Annotated in this window: 17 protein-coding genes and 2 riboswitches; of the genes, 12 read left to right on the top strand and 5 right to left on the bottom strand. The window is 60.5% G+C overall.

The window, feature by feature from the left end:
- Positions 1 to 97 precede the first annotated feature (97 nt).
- Both CKW20_RS14300 and nfuA read left to right on the top strand, forming a co-directional pair.
- Positions 98 to 2,383, top strand: a complete 2,286-nt coding sequence (locus tag CKW20_RS14300; protein ID WP_095053484.1) for a fatty acid cis/trans isomerase — start codon at positions 98 to 100, stop codon at positions 2,381 to 2,383.
- Between the two features lie 201 nt (positions 2,384 to 2,584).
- Positions 2,585 to 3,169, top strand: coding sequence for a Fe-S biogenesis protein NfuA (gene nfuA, locus CKW20_RS14295; RefSeq protein ID WP_008011019.1), 585 nt, complete (start codon positions 2,585 to 2,587; stop codon positions 3,167 to 3,169).
- Positions 3,170 to 3,360: 191 nt separating this feature from the next.
- On the opposite strand, the gene cobM is transcribed toward nfuA, so the two are convergent.
- The 4 genes from cobM to CKW20_RS14275 all read right to left on the bottom strand — a co-directional run bounded on the left by cobM (position 3,361) and on the right by CKW20_RS14275 (position 5,510).
- Positions 3,361 to 4,107 (bottom strand): precorrin-4 C(11)-methyltransferase, encoded by a 747-nt coding sequence (cobM, locus tag CKW20_RS14290; protein WP_095053483.1) that lies wholly within the window; start codon positions 4,105 to 4,107, stop codon positions 3,361 to 3,363.
- An 82-nt stretch (positions 4,108 to 4,189) separates the two neighbouring features.
- Positions 4,190 to 4,603 carry a cobalamin biosynthesis protein gene (locus CKW20_RS14285; protein ID WP_095053482.1) on the bottom strand — a complete coding sequence of 138 codons (414 nt, stop codon included), beginning with the start codon at positions 4,601 to 4,603 and terminating at the stop codon, positions 4,190 to 4,192.
- Positions 4,600 to 5,307 carry a CbtA family protein gene (locus CKW20_RS14280; RefSeq protein ID WP_095053481.1) on the bottom strand — a complete coding sequence of 236 codons (708 nt, stop codon included), beginning with the start codon at positions 5,305 to 5,307 and terminating at the stop codon, positions 4,600 to 4,602. The genes CKW20_RS14285 and CKW20_RS14280 overlap by 4 nt, the downstream gene beginning before the upstream one ends.
- Positions 5,308 to 5,318: 11 nt before the next feature.
- Complete coding sequence (locus CKW20_RS14275; RefSeq protein ID WP_095053480.1) at positions 5,319 to 5,510, bottom strand: CbtB-domain containing protein; 192 nt, start codon at positions 5,508 to 5,510, stop codon at positions 5,319 to 5,321.
- A 120-nt stretch (positions 5,511 to 5,630) separates the two neighbouring features.
- Positions 5,631 to 5,858, bottom strand: a riboswitch (cobalamin riboswitch).
- A 213-nt stretch (positions 5,859 to 6,071) separates the two neighbouring features.
- A riboswitch (cobalamin riboswitch) is annotated at positions 6,072 to 6,286 on the top strand.
- A 101-nt stretch (positions 6,287 to 6,387) separates the two neighbouring features.
- Here CKW20_RS14275 and cobW point away from each other — a divergent pair.
- The 5 genes from cobW to CKW20_RS14250 all read left to right on the top strand — a co-directional run bounded on the left by cobW (position 6,388) and on the right by CKW20_RS14250 (position 14,876).
- On the top strand, positions 6,388 to 7,449 hold the full coding sequence (gene cobW, locus CKW20_RS14270; RefSeq protein WP_095053479.1) for a cobalamin biosynthesis protein CobW: 1,062 nt from the start codon (positions 6,388 to 6,390) through the stop codon (positions 7,447 to 7,449).
- A 3-nt stretch (positions 7,450 to 7,452) separates the two neighbouring features.
- Entirely contained in the window at positions 7,453 to 11,292 is a 3,840-nt protein-coding gene (cobN, locus tag CKW20_RS14265) for a cobaltochelatase subunit CobN (RefSeq protein ID WP_095053478.1), read from the top strand.
- Positions 11,293 to 11,442: 150 nt separating this feature from the next.
- Positions 11,443 to 12,450 carry an ATP-binding protein gene (locus CKW20_RS14260; protein ID WP_095053477.1) on the top strand — a complete coding sequence of 336 codons (1,008 nt, stop codon included), beginning with the start codon at positions 11,443 to 11,445 and terminating at the stop codon, positions 12,448 to 12,450.
- Positions 12,451 to 12,569: 119 nt separating this feature from the next.
- A complete protein-coding gene (locus CKW20_RS14255) occupies positions 12,570 to 13,115 on the top strand; it encodes a VWA domain-containing protein (protein WP_095053476.1) in 546 nt (181 codons plus the stop codon).
- A gap of 114 nt (positions 13,116 to 13,229) precedes the next feature.
- On the top strand, positions 13,230 to 14,876 hold the full coding sequence (locus CKW20_RS14250) for a phospholipase D-like domain-containing protein (protein WP_095053475.1): 1,647 nt from the start codon (positions 13,230 to 13,232) through the stop codon (positions 14,874 to 14,876).
- 123 nt (positions 14,877 to 14,999) lie between these two features.
- On the opposite strand, the gene CKW20_RS14245 is transcribed toward CKW20_RS14250, so the two are convergent.
- The gene (locus CKW20_RS14245) at positions 15,000 to 16,223 is read right to left on the bottom strand and encodes an NADH:flavin oxidoreductase/NADH oxidase family protein (RefSeq protein WP_095053474.1); all 1,224 of its coding nucleotides are present in this window, start codon (positions 16,221 to 16,223) and stop codon (positions 15,000 to 15,002) included.
- A 77-nt stretch (positions 16,224 to 16,300) separates the two neighbouring features.
- On the opposite strand from CKW20_RS14245, the gene CKW20_RS14240 reads away from it, so the two are divergent.
- The 5 genes from CKW20_RS14240 to CKW20_RS14220 all read left to right on the top strand — a co-directional run bounded on the left by CKW20_RS14240 (position 16,301) and on the right by CKW20_RS14220 (position 20,262).
- Positions 16,301 to 16,705 carry a MerR family transcriptional regulator gene (locus tag CKW20_RS14240; RefSeq protein WP_095053473.1) on the top strand — a complete coding sequence of 135 codons (405 nt, stop codon included), beginning with the start codon at positions 16,301 to 16,303 and terminating at the stop codon, positions 16,703 to 16,705.
- Between the two features lie 532 nt (positions 16,706 to 17,237).
- Positions 17,238 to 18,086 (top strand): transporter substrate-binding domain-containing protein, encoded by an 849-nt coding sequence (locus CKW20_RS14235; protein ID WP_095053472.1) that lies wholly within the window; start codon positions 17,238 to 17,240, stop codon positions 18,084 to 18,086.
- Positions 18,087 to 18,138: 52 nt separating this feature from the next.
- Positions 18,139 to 18,801, top strand: coding sequence for an amino acid ABC transporter permease (locus tag CKW20_RS14230; protein WP_018927655.1), 663 nt, complete (start codon positions 18,139 to 18,141; stop codon positions 18,799 to 18,801).
- A gap of 10 nt (positions 18,802 to 18,811) precedes the next feature.
- Positions 18,812 to 19,474, top strand: a complete 663-nt coding sequence (locus CKW20_RS14225; protein ID WP_063340153.1) for an amino acid ABC transporter permease — start codon at positions 18,812 to 18,814, stop codon at positions 19,472 to 19,474.
- A complete protein-coding gene (locus CKW20_RS14220) occupies positions 19,471 to 20,262 on the top strand; it encodes an amino acid ABC transporter ATP-binding protein (RefSeq protein ID WP_095053471.1) in 792 nt (263 codons plus the stop codon). Before CKW20_RS14225 ends, CKW20_RS14220 begins: the two co-directional genes overlap by 4 nt.
- Positions 20,263 to 20,271: the final 9 nt, after the last annotated feature.

Below are 20,271 nucleotides of genomic sequence, written 5' to 3'. Positions count from 1 at the left end.
TTGGAGCATGTGCGGGTTTTGCATGAATATCGTTCATGTTGGTGCGCAGGCCAGACCGGTAGAATCGCGGCGTTTTCTCATGATCAGGACCAGGGATATGTCGTATCGCGTCGTCACCAGCCTATTGATGCTGTTTTTAAGCGGGGGCGCCGCTGCACAAGGTCCGGATATTTCCTACGTCCGCGATATTCAACCGATCTTCACCGAAAAGTGCGTGGCCTGCCATGCCTGCTACGACTCCGCCTGTCAGCTCAATCTGGGCAGTGGCGAAGGGGCGGCCCGAGGCGCGACGAAGGCGCCTGTCTATGACGGCGAGCGCCGCCAGGCCGCAATGCCGACCCGGTTGTTTTATGACGCCTTTGGCAAACGTGCCTGGCAGCAAAAGGGCTTTTATTCGGTGCTTGACGCTCAGGGCAGCCAGGCGGGGTTGATGGCCCGTATGCTGGAACTGGGCCACAAAACGCCGTTGCAACCCAATGCCAAGCTACCGGAAGAGATTGTCCTGGGGCTGAACCGGGAAACCATGTGCGCCATGCCGACGGAGTTCGACGGCTACGCCAGTTCCCACCCGAAAGAGGGCATGCCGCTGGCGGTCACCGGCCTGACCGATCAGCAGTACCAGACGCTGCAACGCTGGCTGGCCTCCGGTGCGCCGATTGATGAGCAGGGCCTGGTGCCCAGCGCCAAGGAAGCCTTGCAGGTGGTGCAGTGGGAAAACCTGCTCAATGCGCCGGGCGCCCGGGAGAGTCTGGTCGGGCGCTGGTTGTTCGAGCACTGGTTCCTGGCGCACATCTATTTCAAGGACAGCGAGCCAGGGCATTTCTTTCAGTGGGTACGTTCGCGCACGCCGACGGGGCAGCCCATTGACTTGATCAACACCCGCCGGCCGAATGACGATCCGGGTACTCAGGTTTACTACCGTTTGTGGCCGGTGCAAGGCGTGATCGTGCACAAGACCCACATCACCTATCCGCTGAGCGCGGCGAAGATGGCGCGGGTCAAAAGCCTGTTTTACAGCGGCAACTGGCAGGTCGACGCTTTGCCGGGTTACGGGCCGGAGCGACGGGCCAATCCGTTCACGACCTTTGAGGCAATCCCGGCTCAGGCGCGTTACCAGTTCATGCTCGATAACGCCGAATACTTCGTGCGCACCTTTATTCGTGGTCCGGTCTGCCGTGGCCAGATCGCCACCGACGTGATCCGCGACAACTTCTGGGCGCTGTTCCAGGCCCCGGAGCATGACCTTTACATCACCGACCCGAACTATCGTGGCCAGGCCACGCCGTTGCTGGCGATGCCAGGGCAGAACGATGACGTCGGCAGTGTTCTGAGCCTGTGGCACGACTACCGCGACAAACGCAACGAATATGAAGCCCTGCGCCGGGACAGCTACGCCGATCTGCCGGCACCGAGCTGGTCGACTCTGTGGGCCGGCAATGACAACGCGTTGCTGAGCATCTTCCGGCACTTCGACAGCGCCTCGGTGAACAAGGGCCTGATCGGTGACGTGCCGCAGACAATGTGGCTATTCGATTACCCGTTGCTGGAACGCACTTATTACCAGTTGGCGGTCAACTTCGATGTGTTTGGCAACGTGTCCCATCAGGCCCAGACTCGCTTGTACTTCGACCTGATCCGCAACGGTGCCGAGCAGAACTTCCTGCGTTTGATGCCGGCCGACTCACGGGACGGCTTCCTCGACGATTGGTATCAGAACAGCGGCCAGTTCAAGATGTGGCTGGATTATGAGTACATAGACAACGACAAACCAACGGCGCTGACGCTGGACGAAAAGGACCCGAAACGCGATTTTACCCTGCAATTGCTGGCCCGGTACGGCGAGCTCAACGCCAAATCAGACCCGATCAACCGCTGCGATGGCGCTTATTGCTCGCGGCCGAACATCGATCTGGCGTTGCAGAACGCCGAACAGGCCTTGAGCCGCCTGACTTCACGTCCGGCCGCCGGTTTGAAAGTCATCGATCTGTTGCCGGAAGCCACGATGTTGCGCATCGAGACCCAAAGCGGCAAGCGCGAGGTCTACAGCCTGCTGCGCAACCGCGCCCACAGCAACGTGGCGTTCCTGCTCGGTGAGTCATTGCGCTATCAGCCGGGGCTCGACACGTTGACGATTTATCCGGGTGTGCTCAGCAGCTATCCGAACTTCATGTTCAACATCCCGGCCGGCCAAGTGCCCGCGTTCGTCGACGAGATGGAAAGCGCGAAGGACGCCGCCGGTTTCGAGAAAATCGTCGAACGCTGGGGCATTCGCCGCAGCCATCCGCAGTTCTGGCAGTACTTCCATGATCTGAGCCGCTACATCCACGACACAGATCCGGTGGAAGAGGGCGTGCTGGACATGAATCGCTACGAGAATCTCTGATACTCGCCACCCACATCGTTGTGGGAGCTGGCTTGCCAGCGAAAAGGCCATCACATTCGGGATGGATGTTGACTGCGCTGACGCCTTCGCTGGCAAGCCAGCTCCTACAGGGGATCAGCGCATCTTTCCTGACAAAAATACTGGGACTTTGTGCTGCGCGATGATTGGCGTAAACTGCGTCCAAGCCTGCGAGGAGTTTCCATGACCGCTATTACCATTACCGACGCCGCCCATGATTACCTGGCTGATCTGCTCTCCAAGCAGAACACCCCGGGTATCGGCATCCGCGTCTTTATCACCCAGCCTGGCACCCAGTACGCCGAAACCTGCATTGCCTACTGCAAGCCGGGCGAAGAAAAACCCGAAGACACCGCGCTGGGGCTGAAAAGCTTCACCGCGTACATCGACCACTTCAGCGAAGCATTCCTGGACGATGCGGTAGTCGACTACGCCACCGACCGCATGGGCGGACAGCTGACCATCAAGGCGCCAAACGCCAAAGTCCCGATGGTCAACGCAGACAGCCCGGTCAACGAGCGCATCAACTACTACCTGCAAACCGAAATCAACCCGGGACTGGCCAGCCACGGCGGTCAGGTCAGCCTGATCGACGTGGTCGAAGACGGCATTGCCGTACTGAAATTCGGCGGCGGTTGCCAGGGCTGCGGCCAGGCAGACGTCACCCTGCGCGAAGGCATCGAGCGCACCTTGCTCGAGCGTATTCCCGAGCTCAAGGGCGTTCGTGACGTGACCGACCACACGCAGAAAGAAAACGCCTACTACTAAGGTGTTCGCTGCAAACATAAAAAAACGGTGCCCCGTGAGCACCGTTTTTTTATGGGTGATCGATAACCTGTTTGATCGTTCCCCACGCTCTGCGTGGGAATGCAGCCCGGGACGCTCCGCGTCCCAAGAGCGGACGCAGAGCGTCCATTGAGGCGTTCCCACGCAGAGCGTGGGAACGATCAGTAGAGCCTCTATGGGCGATACAAATGCGCATGCCCCGCGCGATACAACGACGATTCACTGAAGTGATCGCTACCCAACACCCGGCCCACCAGAATCAACGCCGTGCGGCGAAATCCCTTGGCTTGAACCTTCTCGGCAATATCCGCCAGCGTCCCCACCACCCAATCCTGATCCGGCCAGGTCGCCCGATGAATCACCGCAATCGGGCAATCGGCGCCATAGTGCGGCAGTAATTCGGCAAGGATCTTCTCCAGATGATTGACCCCCAAGTGAATTGCCATGGTCGCCCCATGCTGCGCCAGACTACCGAGCTCTTCACCGGCTGGCATCGCGGTCTTGTCGGCGTAACGGGTCAGAATCACGCTCTGTGACACGTCCGGCAAGGTCAATTCAGCACCCAAAAGCGCCGCGCAGGCAGCGGTGGCGGTGACGCCGGGAATGATTTCGAAAGGGATGCCGAATTCACGCAGGTAGCGAATCTGCTCACCAATCGCGCCATACAGGCTCGGGTCGCCGGAATGTACCCGGGCCACGTCCTGGCCGTTGGCATGGGCAGTCTTGATCAGCTCGATGATCTGTTCCAGGTGCAATTCGGCACTGTTGACCACCTGTTCGGCCCGGTGGCCCTCCAGCACGGCGGCGGGGACCAGGGAGCCGGCATAGATGATGACCGGGCAGCTACGAATCAGCCGCTGGCCTTTGACGGTGATCAGTTCCGGGTCGCCGGGGCCTGCGCCAATGAAGTAGACGGTCATCGTCGTTTCCTGTCAGAAAAAGGGTATGGGCACGCTTCAGATGAAGATTGCTCATGATCGAAGGCGGGGATTATCGGGGATTTTATGCGACGCTGGCCAATGCGAGGGTGGCCTGGGCGTATTTTTGTCGTGGAATCAGCAACTTTGCCGGTGCCTGAGCCAGTTGTTCGGCCAGTGCCAGCGCGGCACTTTCCGCTACGCCGTAACAGCCTGTGCGTTCGAACGCGATGTCGGAGTGGTGGCTGAGTTGCGGTTCATAACCGGCCAATTGTTCGCTGCTGAAATACATCAACGGCAATGCCAGCTGTTCGGCCAGTTCGATCAGGGCGGGCTCTTCACGCTTCAGGTCGATACTGGCCAGGGCCTTGATCTCACGAAGCTCGATTTGATGGGCCTGTAACGCCTGATCAAGTAGCGCCCGCAGCGTGCTGACAGGGCAGCCGCGCTGGCAGCCCAGGCCGACCACTAAGGTCGGCGCTGCGCTGACGTCCGTCATGCGGAGTAATGGCCATCGCTTTTGCGGCGGAACAACCAGGCGCTGATCAGGCCCAGGGCCAGCCAGAACGCCATGTTGGTCAGCTGCGAAGCGATTTTGAATTGCGCTTCCAGGGCTTGCGGCGCCAGCATCGAATGCACTTCCGGTTGCGGCGCGCCGATCACATGAGGCACAGCCAGAATCGCCACGCCGAGGATCTTCATCAGCCAGTGGCGGCTGAACACGATCAGCGCGATGCCGACAGCGGTGGACGCGGCAGTGCCAATCCACCAGATCTGCCGTTGCGCCAGATCCGCCGCGGCAGTGCCCGGCAGCTCAGGTGGCAGGCCGAGGGTTGGCGCCAGCACGAACGTCGCATAACCGGCCAGACCCCAGAGCAGGCCTTGGGAGGTACGGCGTGGAGCGCGCAAGGTGTAGAGACCTGCCAGCATCAGGGCGAAACCGACCGCTACCACCAGATTGCCGCCGGTGGTCGACAGCACGCGCTGCCAGCCGTCTTCCGGCTCCCAGGCTTGCGCATCGTGAGTATGAGCGGTGACAGCGCCAGCGGCGTGCTCGTGGATTTCAACAGCGGCCGGCTCGGATTTTTCGTAGGTCTCGGCTTGCAAGATCAGCGGAGCCACCCAGAAGCTTTGCAGCAGGGTCAATAGCAGGGCGGCCAGCAGCCCGGTGAAACCTGCGGTTTGCGCAATACGCTTGATCATGTCAGCAGGTCTCAATGGCACGGAAAGGCGGAACTGTGACGGGTATCGTGCGCGGCATTGTGTACTGCTTCGATGTGCGAGAAACCGGCGAAATACACCAGGCACGCGCCAAGGATCGACGCACAAAAAGCGGCGGTCAGGCGTTGGCTCAAGGTTGAAGTGGTGCTGGCGGTGCTACTGGCGGTACTGCTGATGATCGACATGGCGCTTCCCTCTGGTCTGTCAGCGGGTGAATAGAGCGCATGAAAACCTCCGCATACCGAGACACGCAGAGATTTCGAACAGCGCCCGCCCACCGCGGGTTTGTTATTCAGTGAACGTAAAAGTCACTTTGTGTTGCGGGCCGGTCTCCGGGCTCGCGAGGGGCAGGGCTTGCGCCGACACCTGCAAGCATCACCTTCCCATGCCCTATGTGGGCACAGTGGATCTGACGCTTCACTCGCTTACCGTTGCGGGGGCAGCACCGGACTGACATGGCTTTAGAGTAAAGCACATGATTCACCGGTTTCCCGTTTCACCCTGTGAAGGGCACCCGTAACAAGGCGTGTAGGAGAGCATGGGCGGGGGTTGGGCGTCAATTGGCATGGGTTCTCAATTGGTGACCGAGGTGAGGCCTTCGCGGGCAAGCCTCGCTCCTACAGGAATAGCGTCGATCGCATAAATTGTGGGCGACCACATTCTGTAGGAGCGAGGCTTGCCCGCGAAGGCGTCCTGTCCGTCACCACAGATCTCTGCGCGGACATTGACCCGCCCCCACACGATGCGTAGCCTTGCGCTTTCGAGGTTCTTCGGTGTCTGCCGAAGCTAAGAAGGGAACGCGGTCGATGCCGCGGCTGCCCCCGCAACTGTGAACGGTGATGTTCGCTGCCACGCCACTGCAAGCCCTGATCCATCAGGTTCGCGGGAAGGCGCAGCAAACGCCAGTCGAACGATTGGCACACCGTCAGCCAGGAGACCTGCCTCGACACAGATTCTCACTTTCAACCGGGCGGGGTGATCCGGTGGCGAAACTCTTGCGCGCGCGCACCTGCCGCAGCGATTGTCGTCCCGTATGCCCGCCACCTTGCCAAAGGGCATCCGATGAAAACACTGGCCAAACTCCCCGTCACCATCGTTACCGGCTTCCTCGGCTCGGGCAAAACCACCTTGCTGCGGCACATGCTCGACAACGCTCAGGGCCGCCGTATCGCGGTGATCGTCAACGAGTTCGGCGAGCTGGGCATCGACGGTGAAATCCTCAAGCAGTGCTCGATCGGTTGCACCGAAGAAGAAGCCAACGGTCGCGTCTACGAACTGGCCAATGGCTGCCTGTGCTGCACGGTTCAGGAAGAATTCTTCCCGGTGATGCGCGAACTGGTCGCGCGTCGCGGCGACCTCGACCACATCCTCATCGAAACGTCGGGCCTGGCCCTGCCAAAGCCTTTGGTTCAAGCCTTCCAATGGCCAGAAATCCGCAGCGCCTGCACGGTTGACGCGGTGATCACCGTGGTCGACAGCCCGGCCGTCGCAGCTGGCACCTTCGCTGCGTTCCCGGATAAGGTCGACGCCATGCGCAAACTCGACCCGAACCTGGACCACGAATCGCCGCTGCACGAGCTGTTCGCCGACCAACTGGCCAGCGCCGACCTGGTGATCCTCAACAAGGCCGACCTGATCAGCGCTGAAGACCTGGCCCGTGTACGCCTGGAAGTCGCCGAAGAACTGCCGCCAGCGGTGAAAGTCATCGAAGCCAGCAGCGGTCGTCTGCCACTGGACGTGCTGATCGGCCTCGGCGCCGGTTCCGAAGAACACATCGACAGCCGCCACAGCCATCACGATCATCACCATGAAGGTGAAGATGACCATGACCATGACGCGTTCGATTCCATCTCTATTGAGCTGCCGCAAGCCGACGAAAGCCTGCTGATGGATGCACTGACTCAATTGGTGGTTCAGCACGGCATTCTTCGGGTGAAAGGTTTTGCAGCGGTGCCGAACAAGCCGATGCGCCTGCTGATCCAGGGCGTGGGCACGCGTTTCGACAAGCACTTCGACCGTCAGTGGGGCGCTGAAGAAGCGCGCACCACCCGTCTGGTGTTGATCGGTCAGGATCTGGACGCCGCTACGCTCGAAGCGCAATTGCGCGCTGCGCTCAGCGTTTAAACCATGCACCTGCTCAGGACCCAGCCCGGCGGTTTCGTGTCGGATGACAACATTGCCGACCTTGGACAAACCCCCGCCGAGCTGGTGATCCTGTGCAGCGGCGATTCCAGCCTGGCGTTGCTCGCCGAAGCGGCGCAGCAGTTGCCCGAGGATTACCCGAGCGTGCGCCTGGCCAACCCGATGCAGGTGCAGAATCACGCCTCGGTCGATCTCTACGTCGACGAAGTGCTGCGCCACGCCAAAGTGATTTTGATCTCGCTGCACGGTGGCATCGCCTATTGGCGTTACGGCATCGAGCGTCTGGTGGAATTGTCCGAGCGCGGCGTGCAGCTGATTCTGGTGCCGGGGGATGATCGTCCGGACCCGGAACTCAGTGAACTGAGCACCGTAACCGCGCAAGACCGCGACCGGCTCTGGCAGTTTTTACGCCAGGGCGGCATGAGCAATGCCCTGGATTTTTTCCGCTGCCTGGCCAATCGCTGGCTGGATCGCGATTACGCGTGGGCCGAGCCACAAACGCTGCCACGCACGGCGATTTACCACCCGCAAAAAAGCCCCGCTGAACTGAGTGATTGGCAAGCCGACTGGCAAGCTGATCAACCGGTGGCGGCGGTGCTGTTCTATCGCTCGCATTTGCAGGCGGCGAACACTGGTTTCATCGACATTTTCTGCCAGCGCTTGCAGACAGCGGGATTGAACCCGTTGCCGATTGCGCTGGCCAGTTTGAAAGAGCCCGGTTGCCTGACGGTGGTTGAGGACCTGCTGGATGAAGTCGAAGCGGGGGTGATTCTCAACACCACCGGTTTCGCCCAATCCAGCCCTGAGGCACCGCATTTGCGACCGTTTCGCCGCAACATTCCGGTGATCCAGGCAATCTGCGCCCAGGACAATGAACCTGGCTGGCGCGCCAGCGAACAGGGCCTCGGTCCCCGCGATCTGGCAATGCACATCGCATTGCCAGAGCTGGACGGGCGGATCATCAGCCGACCGATCAGTTTCAAGGACCTGGCCTGGCGCAGTGAGCGCAGTCAGTCCGACGTGGTTTGCTACCGGCCTGCACCTGAGCGCATGGATTTTGTCGCCGAACTGGCGCGGCGCTGGATCGATCTGGCGCGTGTGCCCAACGGCGAAAAACGCATCGCCCTGATCCTCGCCAACTACCCGACTCGCGATGGGCGTATCGGCAACGGCGTGGGACTCGACACACCGGCTGCGGCATTGAACATCCTGCGCGCGCTGCACGCCGAAGGTTATCCGTTGCCGGCCGAGTTGCCGGACAGCGGCACCGCATTGATCCAGCAATTGCTCGGCGGCGTCAGCAACGACCTCGACACCCTCGACCAGCGTCCCTGCCATCAAAGCCTCGCGCTGGACGACTACAACCGGATGTTCAACGCCTTGCCCGAGGCCAATCGCCAAGCCGTGCTGGGACGTTGGGGCTCGCCCGAAAACGATCCAATGTTCCGTGGCGGACGAATGATGATCGCCGGTCTGCGCTTCGGCCTGACTTTCGTCGGCATTCAACCGGCCCGGGGTTATCAGGTGGATCCGAGCGCGGTGTATCACGATCCGGACCTGGTGCCGCCTCACGGCTATCTCGCGTTCTACTTCTGGTTGCGCAACACCTACGGCGCTCATGGCGTGATCCACGTCGGCAAGCATGGCAACCTCGAATGGCTACCGGGCAAGGGTGTCGGGCTGTCGGAAAACTGCTGGCCTGACGCCTTGCTCGGGCCGCTGCCGAACATCTATCCGTTTATCGTCAACGACCCGGGCGAGGGCGCCCAGGCCAAGCGTCGCACCCAAGCGGTGATCATCGATCACCTGATGCCGCCGCTGACCCGCGCTGAAACCTACGGTCCGTTGCGCAATCTCGAATTGTTGGCGGACGAATATTACGAAGCGCAATTGCTCGATCCGCGCCGCGCCCGGGAACTGCAGCGCGATATTCTGCAATTGGTGCGCGACACACACATCGACTGTGAACTGCAACTGGACGAGAAACTCGACAGCGATGCCGACGCGGCGATCTGGTTGCCGCGCCTGGACACGTACCTGTGCGACTTGAAGGAGTCGCAGATCCGCGATGGCCTGCACGTGTTTGGCGAGTCGCCGACCGGGCGGTTGCGCATCGACACTTTATTGGCCTTGTTGCGTATTCCTCGCGGCGACGGCCGCGGGGCGCAATCGAGCTTGCTGCGGGCGCTGGCCAAGGCGTTCGAGCTGGGCTTCGATCCGCTGGATTGCGTTTTGGCCGAGCCCTGGAACGGTCCTCGACCGGACGCATTGCTGTCGGTCAGCGATGAACTGTGGCGTACGGCGGGGGATACCCGTGAACGTCTGGAACTGTTTGCCGCGCAGTTGATTTCGCAGACTTTGAATGCCGAGGTTGAACTACTTAACAATCCTCAAGCCATGCCCGAACCCTGTGGGAGCCAGCTCCCTCACCACAAGGGCTCGCTCCCACAGGAGGGTGGTTGGTCGGAGGTGAGCGCAATCATCGAGAGCCTGCGCGACGTCGTTGCCCCACGTCTGGACGCCTGCGGCCCCGCAGAAATGCGCGGCCTGCTCGACGCCCTCAACGGAAGATTCGTCCCGGCCGGGCCTAGCGGTGCGCCGAGCCGCGGTCGTCTGGACGTGCTGCCCACCGGGCGCAATTTCTATTCGGTGGATGTGCGCAACCTGCCGACCACCACCGCGTGGCGCATTGGCTTCCAGTCCGCGAACCTGATTCTTGAGCGGCACTTGCAGGATCACGGCGATCACCTGCGTCAGCTCGGCCTGTCGGTCTGGGGCACCGCGACCATGCGCACCGGCGGCGACGACATCGCCCAGGCGATGGCGCTGATGGGCGTGCGACCGGTGTGGGCGACGGGCAGTCAACGGGTCGACGACTTCGAGATTCTGCCGTTGAGCTTGCTGGACCGGCCACGCGTGGACGTGACCTTGCGCGTCTCTGGATTCTTCCGCGATGCCTTTGCCAACCTGATCCGGTTGTTCGACGCCGCCGTGCAAGCGGTCGCCGCGCTGGATGAACCGGACGATCTCAACCCGTTGGCGGCCAAGGTCCGCGCTGAGCGGCAAGCGCTGCTGGAATCCGGTCTGGATGAAGACGCGGCGCGGCGACAGGCCGGCTGGCGCATCTTTGGCGCCAAACCGGGTGCTTACGGAGCGGGCGTGCAAGGCGCCATCGACGGTCGCTTGTGGCAAAGCCGCGAAGACTTGGCCGAGGTTTACCTGAACTGGGGCGGCTACGCTTACGGCGGCTCGGATGAAGGCACTGCGGCCCGCGAACAGTTTTCCCAGCGTCTGAGCCAGGTGCAGGCGGTGCTGCAAAATCAGGACAACCGCGAGCATGACTTGCTCGATTCCAACGACTATTACCAGTTTCAGGGTGGCATGCTGGCGGCCGTCGAAAGTCTCAGCGGTGAAGCGGCGGCCAGTTATCACGGCGACCACAGTCAGCCGGACTTGCCGAAAATCCGCACGTTGAAGGAAGAGCTGAACCGGGTGATCCGTTCCCGGGCGGCCAATCCGAAATGGATCGACGGGGTCAAGCGCCATGGCTATAAAGGTGCGTTCGAACTGGCGGCGACGGTCGATAACCTGTTTGCGTTCGACGCCACCACGCAGTTGATCGACGACCACCAATATGCGTTGCTGGCGGACGCCTATTTGCTCGATCCGGCGACCCGGGAGTTTGTCCGCGAACACAATCCCCATGCCTTGCGCGACATGACCGAGCGCATGCTAGAAGCGCAGCAGCGGGGGATGTGGAAAGAGCCGGGCGAATACCGCGAGGCGCTGGAGAATTTGTTGCTGGATATAGAAGAAGACAGCTAACCAATAGACGGATCGTTCCCACGCGCAGCAAAGGAATGCAGCCCGGGACGCTCCGCGTCCCTTCCAGAGCCGAACGCGGAGCGTCCGTTGAGGCATTCCCACGCAGAGCGTGGGAACGATCACACCACCGACCACAACGAGTAATGCCACATGACCGACACCCCCCATTTCCCGCTCTCCGCCGTGGTCGGCGCCGATGACTTGAAGCTCGCGCTGTACCTGACCGCCATCGACCCGAAAATTGGTGGCGTGCTGATCGAGGGCCCGCGCGGCATGGCCAAATCCACCTTGGCCCGAGGCCTGGCGGACCTGTTGGCCAGCGGTCAATTTGTCACCTTGCCCTTGGGCGCCACCGAAGAACGATTGGTGGGCACCCTCGACCTCGATGCAGCCTTGAGCGAAGGTCGCGCGCAATTTTCTCCCGGTGTACTGGCCAAGGCCGATGGCGGCGTGTTGTATGTCGATGAAGTCAATCTGCTGCCTGATCATCTCGTGGACTTGCTGCTCGACGTGGCCGCCAGCGGCACCAACCTGATCGAGCGCGACGGGATTTCCCATCGGCATTCGGCGAAGTTTGTGTTGATCGGCACCATGAACCCGGAAGAGGGCGAACTGCGCCCGCAATTGCTCGACCGCTTTGGCCTGAACGTTGCCTTAAGTGGCCACACCGCACCCGCCGAGCGCAGTCAGATTATCCGTCGTCGACTGGATTTCGACAGCGACCCGCAAGGGTTCTGCGCCGAGTGGGAAAGCCAGCAACACGCACTGCGCGAGCGTTGCCAAAAGGCGCGCTCGGCACTGGCGAGCATTCCCCTCGACGATGCCGCGCTGGCGCAGATCACCGAGCGCTGCTTCGCTGCCGGCGTCGATGGCCTGCGGGCCGATCTGGTCTGGTTGCGCGCGGCCCGGGCTCACGCAGCCTGGCGCGGAGCGAATGCTATTGACGAAGAAGATATCGACGCGGTCGCCGAGTTTGCCTTGCGCCATCGCCGTCGTGAACATTCGCCACCGGCGCCACACCAATCCCCGGCAGCACAGCCGCCCTCCAACCAGAACGCCAACCCGAGCGAAGGTCAGGGCCAGTGGGGTGAAATGCCCGCCCAGGCGCTGCCGATCGGTGCGCGACGTGAAGTGCCGAGCTGGCCAAAAAAGCCCTAGGCATTCGCCCTCGATCAGGCGCGGGGGCGAATGCCAGACCCCGTGCAGGACGGCTGGATAGCGGTAAACAGGGCAAGCGTCACGCAGCCCTGAGCGGCTCGATCAATTGGCCCGGCACCTTGCTCAATGGCCGACCGCGTCAGCGCGACGATGTGCAGTTTCATCTGCGCACCCGCAGCCCTCATGAATTATGGCTGGTGATCGTCGACGCCTCGGCTTCGACCCGGCGTCATCAGGCATTGAGCGATGCCAAGGGCCTGCTGGCGCAACTGTTCGACGATGCCTATCGACAGCGTGCGCGCTTGGCTTTGCTGACGGCCAGCGGTCATGTGCCGAAGTGGCAGGTGCAGGGGTTGAAAGCCTCCGCTGGCTTGCGCAACTGGCTCGAAGGGCTCGGTGCCGGCGGCGGTACGCCGATGCTGGCGGCGCTGGGTGAGGCAGGGCGTTGGCTAGCGGTACGGCAAAAGTGCTTTCCGGCAGAGCAGCAACGACTGTTGCTGGTGACGGATGGACGGCTGAAGGAATGGTCAACATTGCCGGTGCTGGATTGTCCGGGGTTGCTGATCGACATTGAGCGCGGGCCGATTCATCTTGGCCGGGCAAAGGTGTTGGCAGCGCAGTTGCAGGTTGATTATCGACACATCGATGAGCTGATTTCAGGTTGAGTTTTGTGCTGACAGTATTGACCCCATCGTCGGATCACCTCGCAATCGGATAATCGCAGTTCATCTGCATCGCTGCCCTATGCTCTGTAAGCAAGCCATTCACAGGAGTGACCCATGCGCGTTCTAGCCCGCAATGATCAGGACGATTTTCGCGTCAAAGCCTACGCTGGAACCAACGGCGTGCTGCTGGCCATCGACGTGGCCGAGTCCCGGCGCAAAGGCCTGCTGGGTTTCGCCATCGAAAAACAGCAAGGCAACAAACCCTGGTTGTTTCTGTTCAACAGCCTGACCTTCCCCGGCAAGGCTCATACGTTCCCCCAGTTTCACGCCACCCCCAGCGATGTTGCGCCGTTGCAGAAATTTCGCTGGGCCGATTACGCGGTCAATCCGGGTGTGACGATCCATTATCGGGTTCACCTGGCCTATGGCACCGCCGATGCGCCGCTGTTGGGCGAGTTTCTGGAAGTGACGATCAGCACCGACAATGGCCTGCCAGCGGGCCAGAACGTCATCTTCAACCGGGCGGTGGCCGCCAGTCAGGCATTCCAGCGCAAGTTCGCCGACGTTGATGCGCTGCTCAGCGCCAACAAGAAACTGCCCATCGAAGAATGGCCCGACGCCCCGCGACAATGGCTGGAAAACGGTCTGCTCGCACGCTTGCTGGGGTTCATCGAACGGGCCGAGGATGGTCAGTGGGCGCTGGACATCGCGATCTACGAATACCAGTTGCAGGTGATCGTCGATGCGGTGAACGCTGCGTTTGAGCGTGGCGTAAAGGTTCGGGTCCTGTACCACGCGCAACCGGATGAAGACACCACCGCGATGAATGAAGCCAGCCTGGAAAAAATCCCGGCGGCGAACAAGCGCGGGCGGGTCACTCACAACATCTTTCACAACAAGTTCATGGTCCTGAGCCGGCTCGATGCAGCGGGGCAGCATCAGCCCGAAGCGGTACTCTGCGGCAGTACCAATTTCACCGCCAATGGCGTTTATCGTCAGGCCAACGTGGTGCATGTGTTGGACGATGCTCAGGTCGGCGCCAGCTATCTGCAAACCTTCGAGCAGGTCTGGACCACGCCGGCAGATGTCGGGGCCACACGAAAATGGCTCACGGAAAACAATCCGATGCAGCCGGACCAGGCGCTGTTCGCCGGCTTCTCACCGCGCTCGGGCCAGGGCGACTTGCGTGAGTTCGTCGAGATCATCAACGCCGCCAAAAAAGACCTGCTGTTTGTCACGGCCTTTGCCTTGCCGGACGAAGTGCTCAACGCCTTGCTCGGCCAGCCCCACGACGACATCTTGCGTTACGGCCTGCAAAACACCGTCAGCCGCATCACCGGTTTCCATGCTGACCGCACCGCCCAATTTGCCGCCACCGCGCTGCTCAACACCGGCCTGGAAGGCTGGCTCAAGGAAAACATGAAAGGCCAGAAGGGCAACCTGCTGGTGCACACCAAAGCCATCGTCATCGACTTCACCAGCGACTCACCGACGATCATCAGCGGCAGCCACAACCTCAGTGAAGCGGCCAGTAACGGCAATGACGAGAACTACCTGATCATCCGTGGCGACACCGACCTGGCCGATCGTTATGGGCTGGAACTGCTGCGCTTTTACGAGCATTACCGGTTCCGCTACTTCGCAAAAAAACTCTCGCTCAAGCAGGTCCGGCCGTTGGCTCCGGATGACAGCTGGACCGATGATTATTACCTCAAGGGCGATCTGCGCATGTTGTCGCGGTTGCGTTTTGCCGGACGATAAACAAGGCTGGCAAACCCCTGTAGGAGCGAAGCTTGCTCGCGAAGACGGCGGCACAGTCAACATTGATGTCGCCTGACACGCCGCTTTCGCGAGCAAGCTCGCTCCTACAAGTTTCATCTTCGGTTATTTGCCCATTGCCTGCCGGTACTGACGGGTACGCCGAGCGATGTACAACTGGTCGAGGATCAATGCCCATACCGCCCAGATCTGCGGTCTAGGCTTGCGCCCGCGGCCCAGTCGATGGAGTTGGAATTTCACCACGGCCATGTTCGCCAGCGCGGCCAGGGCTTTGCGTTTCCAACGAATCGGTGGCAACTGCGGGTGGCTGTTCTGGCCTTTACGCCAGCGTTTAGCCAGGTCCGGTTCAATGGCCATTGCCGTGCCGATTCCGGCCATGGCGATGCCGCTGTCGAGCACTTGTTCGACGATCGCCAACCGCCGAATCCCTCCAGTCACCATGACCGGCATGCTCGCCACACCGGCCAGTTCGCCGGCCATTTCCAGAAAGTACGCTTCTCGTGCCAGGGTTCGACCGTCGCGAGCCTCGCCTTGCATGGCTGGGGCTTCGTAGCTGCCGCCGGAAAGTTCCAGTAAATCGATTTGCTGGTCGTTGAGCCACCGGATCACTTGCCGGGCATCGTCGGCGTCGAAACCGCCACGCTGGAAGTCCGCGGAATTGAGCTTCACCGCCACGCAAAACTGCGGCGATACAGCCTTGCGAACAGCGCTGAGCACTTCCAGTAACAGACGCGCACGATTTTCCAGAGAACCACCCCAGCGGTCGGTGCGGCGATTGGTCAACGGCGAGAGAAACTGACTGATCAGGTAACCGTGCGCGGCATGAATCTGTACCCCGGTGAAGCCGGCCTTTTCCGCCAGAGCGGCGCTGGTGGCGAAACGTTGAATGACCTCTGCAATGTCGTTTTCGCCCATGGGTTTGGGTTCGGCAAACATCTTCGAAAACCCGCCCAGATCCAGCGCCACGGCCGAGGGTGCCCACGCTTGCTGACCGAGGTTGGCCATGGTCTGGCGACCGGGATGATTGAGTTGCACCCAGAACTGCGCGCCACCGGCTCGGCCTATGGTTGCCCACTGACGAAAGCGTTCGAGGTGTCGCTCATCTTCCAGCACCACGCCGCCGGGGCCGGTCATGGCGCGGCGGTCGATCATCACATTGCCGGTCAGCAACAGCCCGGCTTCGCCCTCGGCCCAGGCTTGATACAGCCGAAACAACTCGCCGGAAGGTGCCTGCCCGGTATCGGCGAGGTTCTCTTCCATCGCGGCTTTGGCGATGCGATTGCCGATGGTCTGGCCGTTGGGCAAATTCAACGTCTGGAAGGGCGACATGCTTGACTCCTCGTGGGTGATGCGTAGAGGCTAAGCTTAAAGTTAACTTTAATGTCAAGCGTGCAAATGAGGCCGTGATGAAGATTGGTGAATTGGCGCAACAGAGCGGGTTGAACGCTTCGCGCATTCGTTTTTACGAGGCTCAGGGCCTGATTCGTCAGGTCGAGCGGCAGGCCAACGGCTATCGGCGTTACCCGCCGCAAGTGTTGCAAACCCTGAAAATCATCCAGTGCGCACAGCAGGCCGGCTTCAGCCTCGAAGAGCTGAAACTGCTGCTACCGGATGCTACGACGGGTGAGTTCAATCACGACGAACTGGTGACGAGCCTTGGGCGCAAGGTCGAACAGATCGAAGCGATGCAACTGCACCTGGCCCAGAGCAAGGCGCAGTTACTGGAGGTGATCGAGAACATCCAGACACGGCCCGAAGGCATGGCTTGCGGGGCGAATGCCGAGCGTGTGTTGGCGTCGCTCAAGCATTAGCACCAATGCCTATAAGTCAAGACGCAGTACCTGTGGGAGCGTGGCTTGCCCGCGAAGAACGATGACGCGTAATACCTGAAAAACCGCGGTGCATTCTTCGCGGGCAAGCCACGCTCCCACAGGGTTCCGCGTCTTACCGGTATCAGGGCCTGCTCGCGATAGCGATCTGTCAGACGACTCAAACATGACTCATCCAACGTACATTCAACAAAGCGAGCGGTAGAGCTGCAAAAGTCCCCGAGCTGCGGCATTCATCCGGGCAGGTCAAAGGCGAGGTTGTCTTGCCTTGTTTTAAATCGTTACACCTTCAACTGTGGTGCAAGTACCCGTGCGTTGTGGCCAACGGTAGCGTTCATTCAATTGTCCATTTTGTAACGCCTTCCTCGCGCTAACGCCATCCATCTGATTCAAAACACTTTTCAATTCCCCCAGGATTCCGCTCACATCCTGTGGCACACTTTCTGCTGTCTATTCCGTTGTTACATACCGTATTCCGGTATAGCGGAATAAACATGACCCAGGAGTGCTTGCCATGCATCGCCGACCTTCGTTGTTTAAAGCGTGTGTTTTTCTGTTCGCGGCTTCGGCCGCTGTCATGGGTGTCGCTCAGGCGGCGGATAGCAAGCTCGACAGCGTGCTGGCCCGTGGGAAGTTGATCGTGGGCACGGGCAGTACCAATGCGCCGTGGCACTTCCAGGGAGCGGATGGCAAGTTGCAGGGTTTTGATATTGATATCGCGCGAATGGTGGCCAAAGGGTTGTTCAACGACCCGAGCAAGGTCGAGTTCGTGGTGCAGTCGTCCGATGCGCGGATTCCCAATCTGCTGACCGACAAGGTCGACATGAGTTGCCAGTTCATCACCGTGACCGCCAGCCGCGCCCAGCAAGTGGCGTTCACCCTGCCGTACTACCGCGAAGGTGTGGGCCTGTTATTGCCGGCTAACAGCAAGTACAAGGAAATCGACGACCTGAAAGCCGCCGGTGACGGCGTGATCGTGGCGGTGCTGCAGAACGTGTACGCCGAAGAACTGGTGCATCAGGCGCTACCCAAGGCCAAGGTCGATCAGTACGACAGCGTGGATTTGATGTATCAGGCGGTGAACTCCGGCCGTGCCGATGCGGCGGCCACCGATCAGTCGTCGGTGAAGTATCTGATGGTGCAGAACCCTGGTCGCTATCGAAGCCCGGCCTACGCCTGGAGCCCGCAAACCTATTCCTGTGCGGTCAAACGCGGCGATCAGGACTGGCTGAACTTCGTCAATACCGTCCTGCATGAAGCCATGACGGGCGTTGAGTTCCCGACGTATGCCGCGTCGTTCAAGCAGTGGTTCGGAGTCGATCTACCTACCCCAACCATCGGTTTCCCCGTCGAATACAAATGATCCCGTGAGAGTGGGGCGCCGCTAATGCGCCCCGCTCAAGGTACTGCTGACCATGAACTATCAGTTGAATTTTGCCGCCGTCTGGCGCGATTTCGACACCTTGCTGGCGGGGCTCGGTCTTGGCCTTGAGCTGGCGCTGGTGTCGATTGCCATCGGCTGCGTGATCGGCCTGCTGATGGCGTTTGCGTTGCTGTCAAAGCATCGCGCATTGCGGGGGCTGGCGTCGGTGTATGTGACGGTGATCCGTAATACGCCGATTCTGGTGTTGATTCTGTTGATCTACTTCGCATTGCCCAGCCTGGGCATTCGTCTGGACAAGATTCCGTCGTTCATCATCACCCTGTCGCTGTATGCCGGGGCGTACCTGACCGAAGTGTTTCGCGGGGGGCTGTTGAGCATTCCCAAGGGGTTACGTGAAGCCGGCCTGGCCATCGGGCTCGGCGAGTGGCAGGTCAAGGCGTACATCACCGTGCCGGTGATGCTGCGCAATGTGCTGCCGGCGCTGTCGAACAACTTCATTTCGCTGTTCAAGGACACCTCGCTGGCGGCGGCGATTGCCGTGCCGGAGCTGACCTATTACGCGCGCAAGATCAATGTCGAGAGCTACCGGGTGATTGAAACCTGGCTGGTGACCACAGCGCTCTATGTTGCGGCCTGTTACCTCATTGCCATGATGCTGCGTTACCTCGAACAGCGTCTGGCGATTCGTCGATAGGAGGCCTCCCATGTACGAATCCCCCAGTTGGTTGCATGAGTTATGGGTGGCGCGGGAAGTCCTGTGGCAGGGTTTTCTGACCAGTGTGCAGTGCTCGGCGCTGGCGATTTTGTTGGGCACGCTGGTCGGCATCGTTGCCGGTCTGGTGCTCACCTACGGCACGTTCTGGATGCGTGCGCCGTTCCGCTTTTACGTCGACATCATTCGTGGCACACCGGTGTTTGTATTGGTGTTGGCCTGCTTCTACATGGCGCCGGCATTGGGCTGGCAAATCAGCGCATTCGGGGCCGGCACCCTGGGATTGACGCTGTTTTGCGGCTCCCACGTCGCGGAGATTGTGCGCGGTGCATTGCAAGCGCTGCCCAGTGGCCAGATGGAAGCGAGCAAGGCCATCGGCCTGACGTTTTACCAGGCACTGGGCTACGTGTTGTTGCCCCAGGCGTTGCGGCAGATCTTGCCGACCTGGGTCAACTCATCTACCGAGATCGTTAAGGCTTCGACGCTGTTGTCAGTGATCGGCGTGGCCGAATTGCTGCTCAGCACCCAACAGATCATCGCCCGGACATTCATGACCCTGGAGTTTTACCTGTTCGCCGGTTTGCTCTTTTTCATCATCAATTACGCCATCGAATTACTCGGCCGGCACATTGAAAAGCGGGTGGCCTTGCCATGACACAAGCTCAAGTTTCGACACAGGATCAAGCGCTGCTGGACATCCGCGGCTTGCACAAACAATACGGCCAGCTCGAAGTGCTCAAGGGCGTCAACTTGACCATGCAGCGCGGCAATGTGGTAACGCTGATCGGCTCCAGCGGCTCAGGCAAGACCACGTTGCTGCGCTGCGTGAACATGCTCGAAGAGTTCCAGGGCGGGCAGATTTTGCTCGATGGCGAATCCATCGGCTATCACGAGGTCAACGGCAAGCGCGTGCGGCACCCGGAAAAAGTCATCGCCCGGCATCGCGCCATGACGGGCATGGCGTTCCAGCAATTCAATCTGTTCCCGCACCTCACCGCATTGCAGAACGTTACCCTCGGGTTGCTCAAGGTCAAAAAACTGCACAAGGAGGAAGCCGTGGCGCTGGCGGAAAAATGGCTGGAGCGGGTTGGCCTGCTGGACCGTCGCGATCATTACCCCGGTCAGTTGTCCGGCGGCCAGCAGCAGCGCGTGGCGATTGCCCGGGCGATTGCGATGAACCCGAGCCTGATGCTGTTCGATGAAGTCACCTCGGCCCTCGATCCGGAACTGGTCGGCGAAGTGTTGAACGTGATCAAGGGTCTGGCCGAAGACGGCATGACCATGCTGCTGGTGACCCACGAAATGCGCTTTGCCTTCGAGGTGTCGGACAAGATCGTATTCATGAATCAGGGGCGGATCGAGGAGCAGGGGCCGCCCAAGGACCTGTTCGAGCGCCCGCAATCGCCGCGTTTGGCGGAATTTCTCAAGAGCACTCGCTTTTAACTTTTTCAA

The sequence above is a fragment of the Pseudomonas sp. Irchel s3b2 genome, from assembly GCF_900187445.1.
GTDB lineage: Bacteria > Pseudomonadota > Gammaproteobacteria > Pseudomonadales > Pseudomonadaceae > Aquipseudomonas.
Note: the sequence above shows the minus strand (reverse complement) of the source record. Positions and strands in the feature narration are given on the sequence as shown.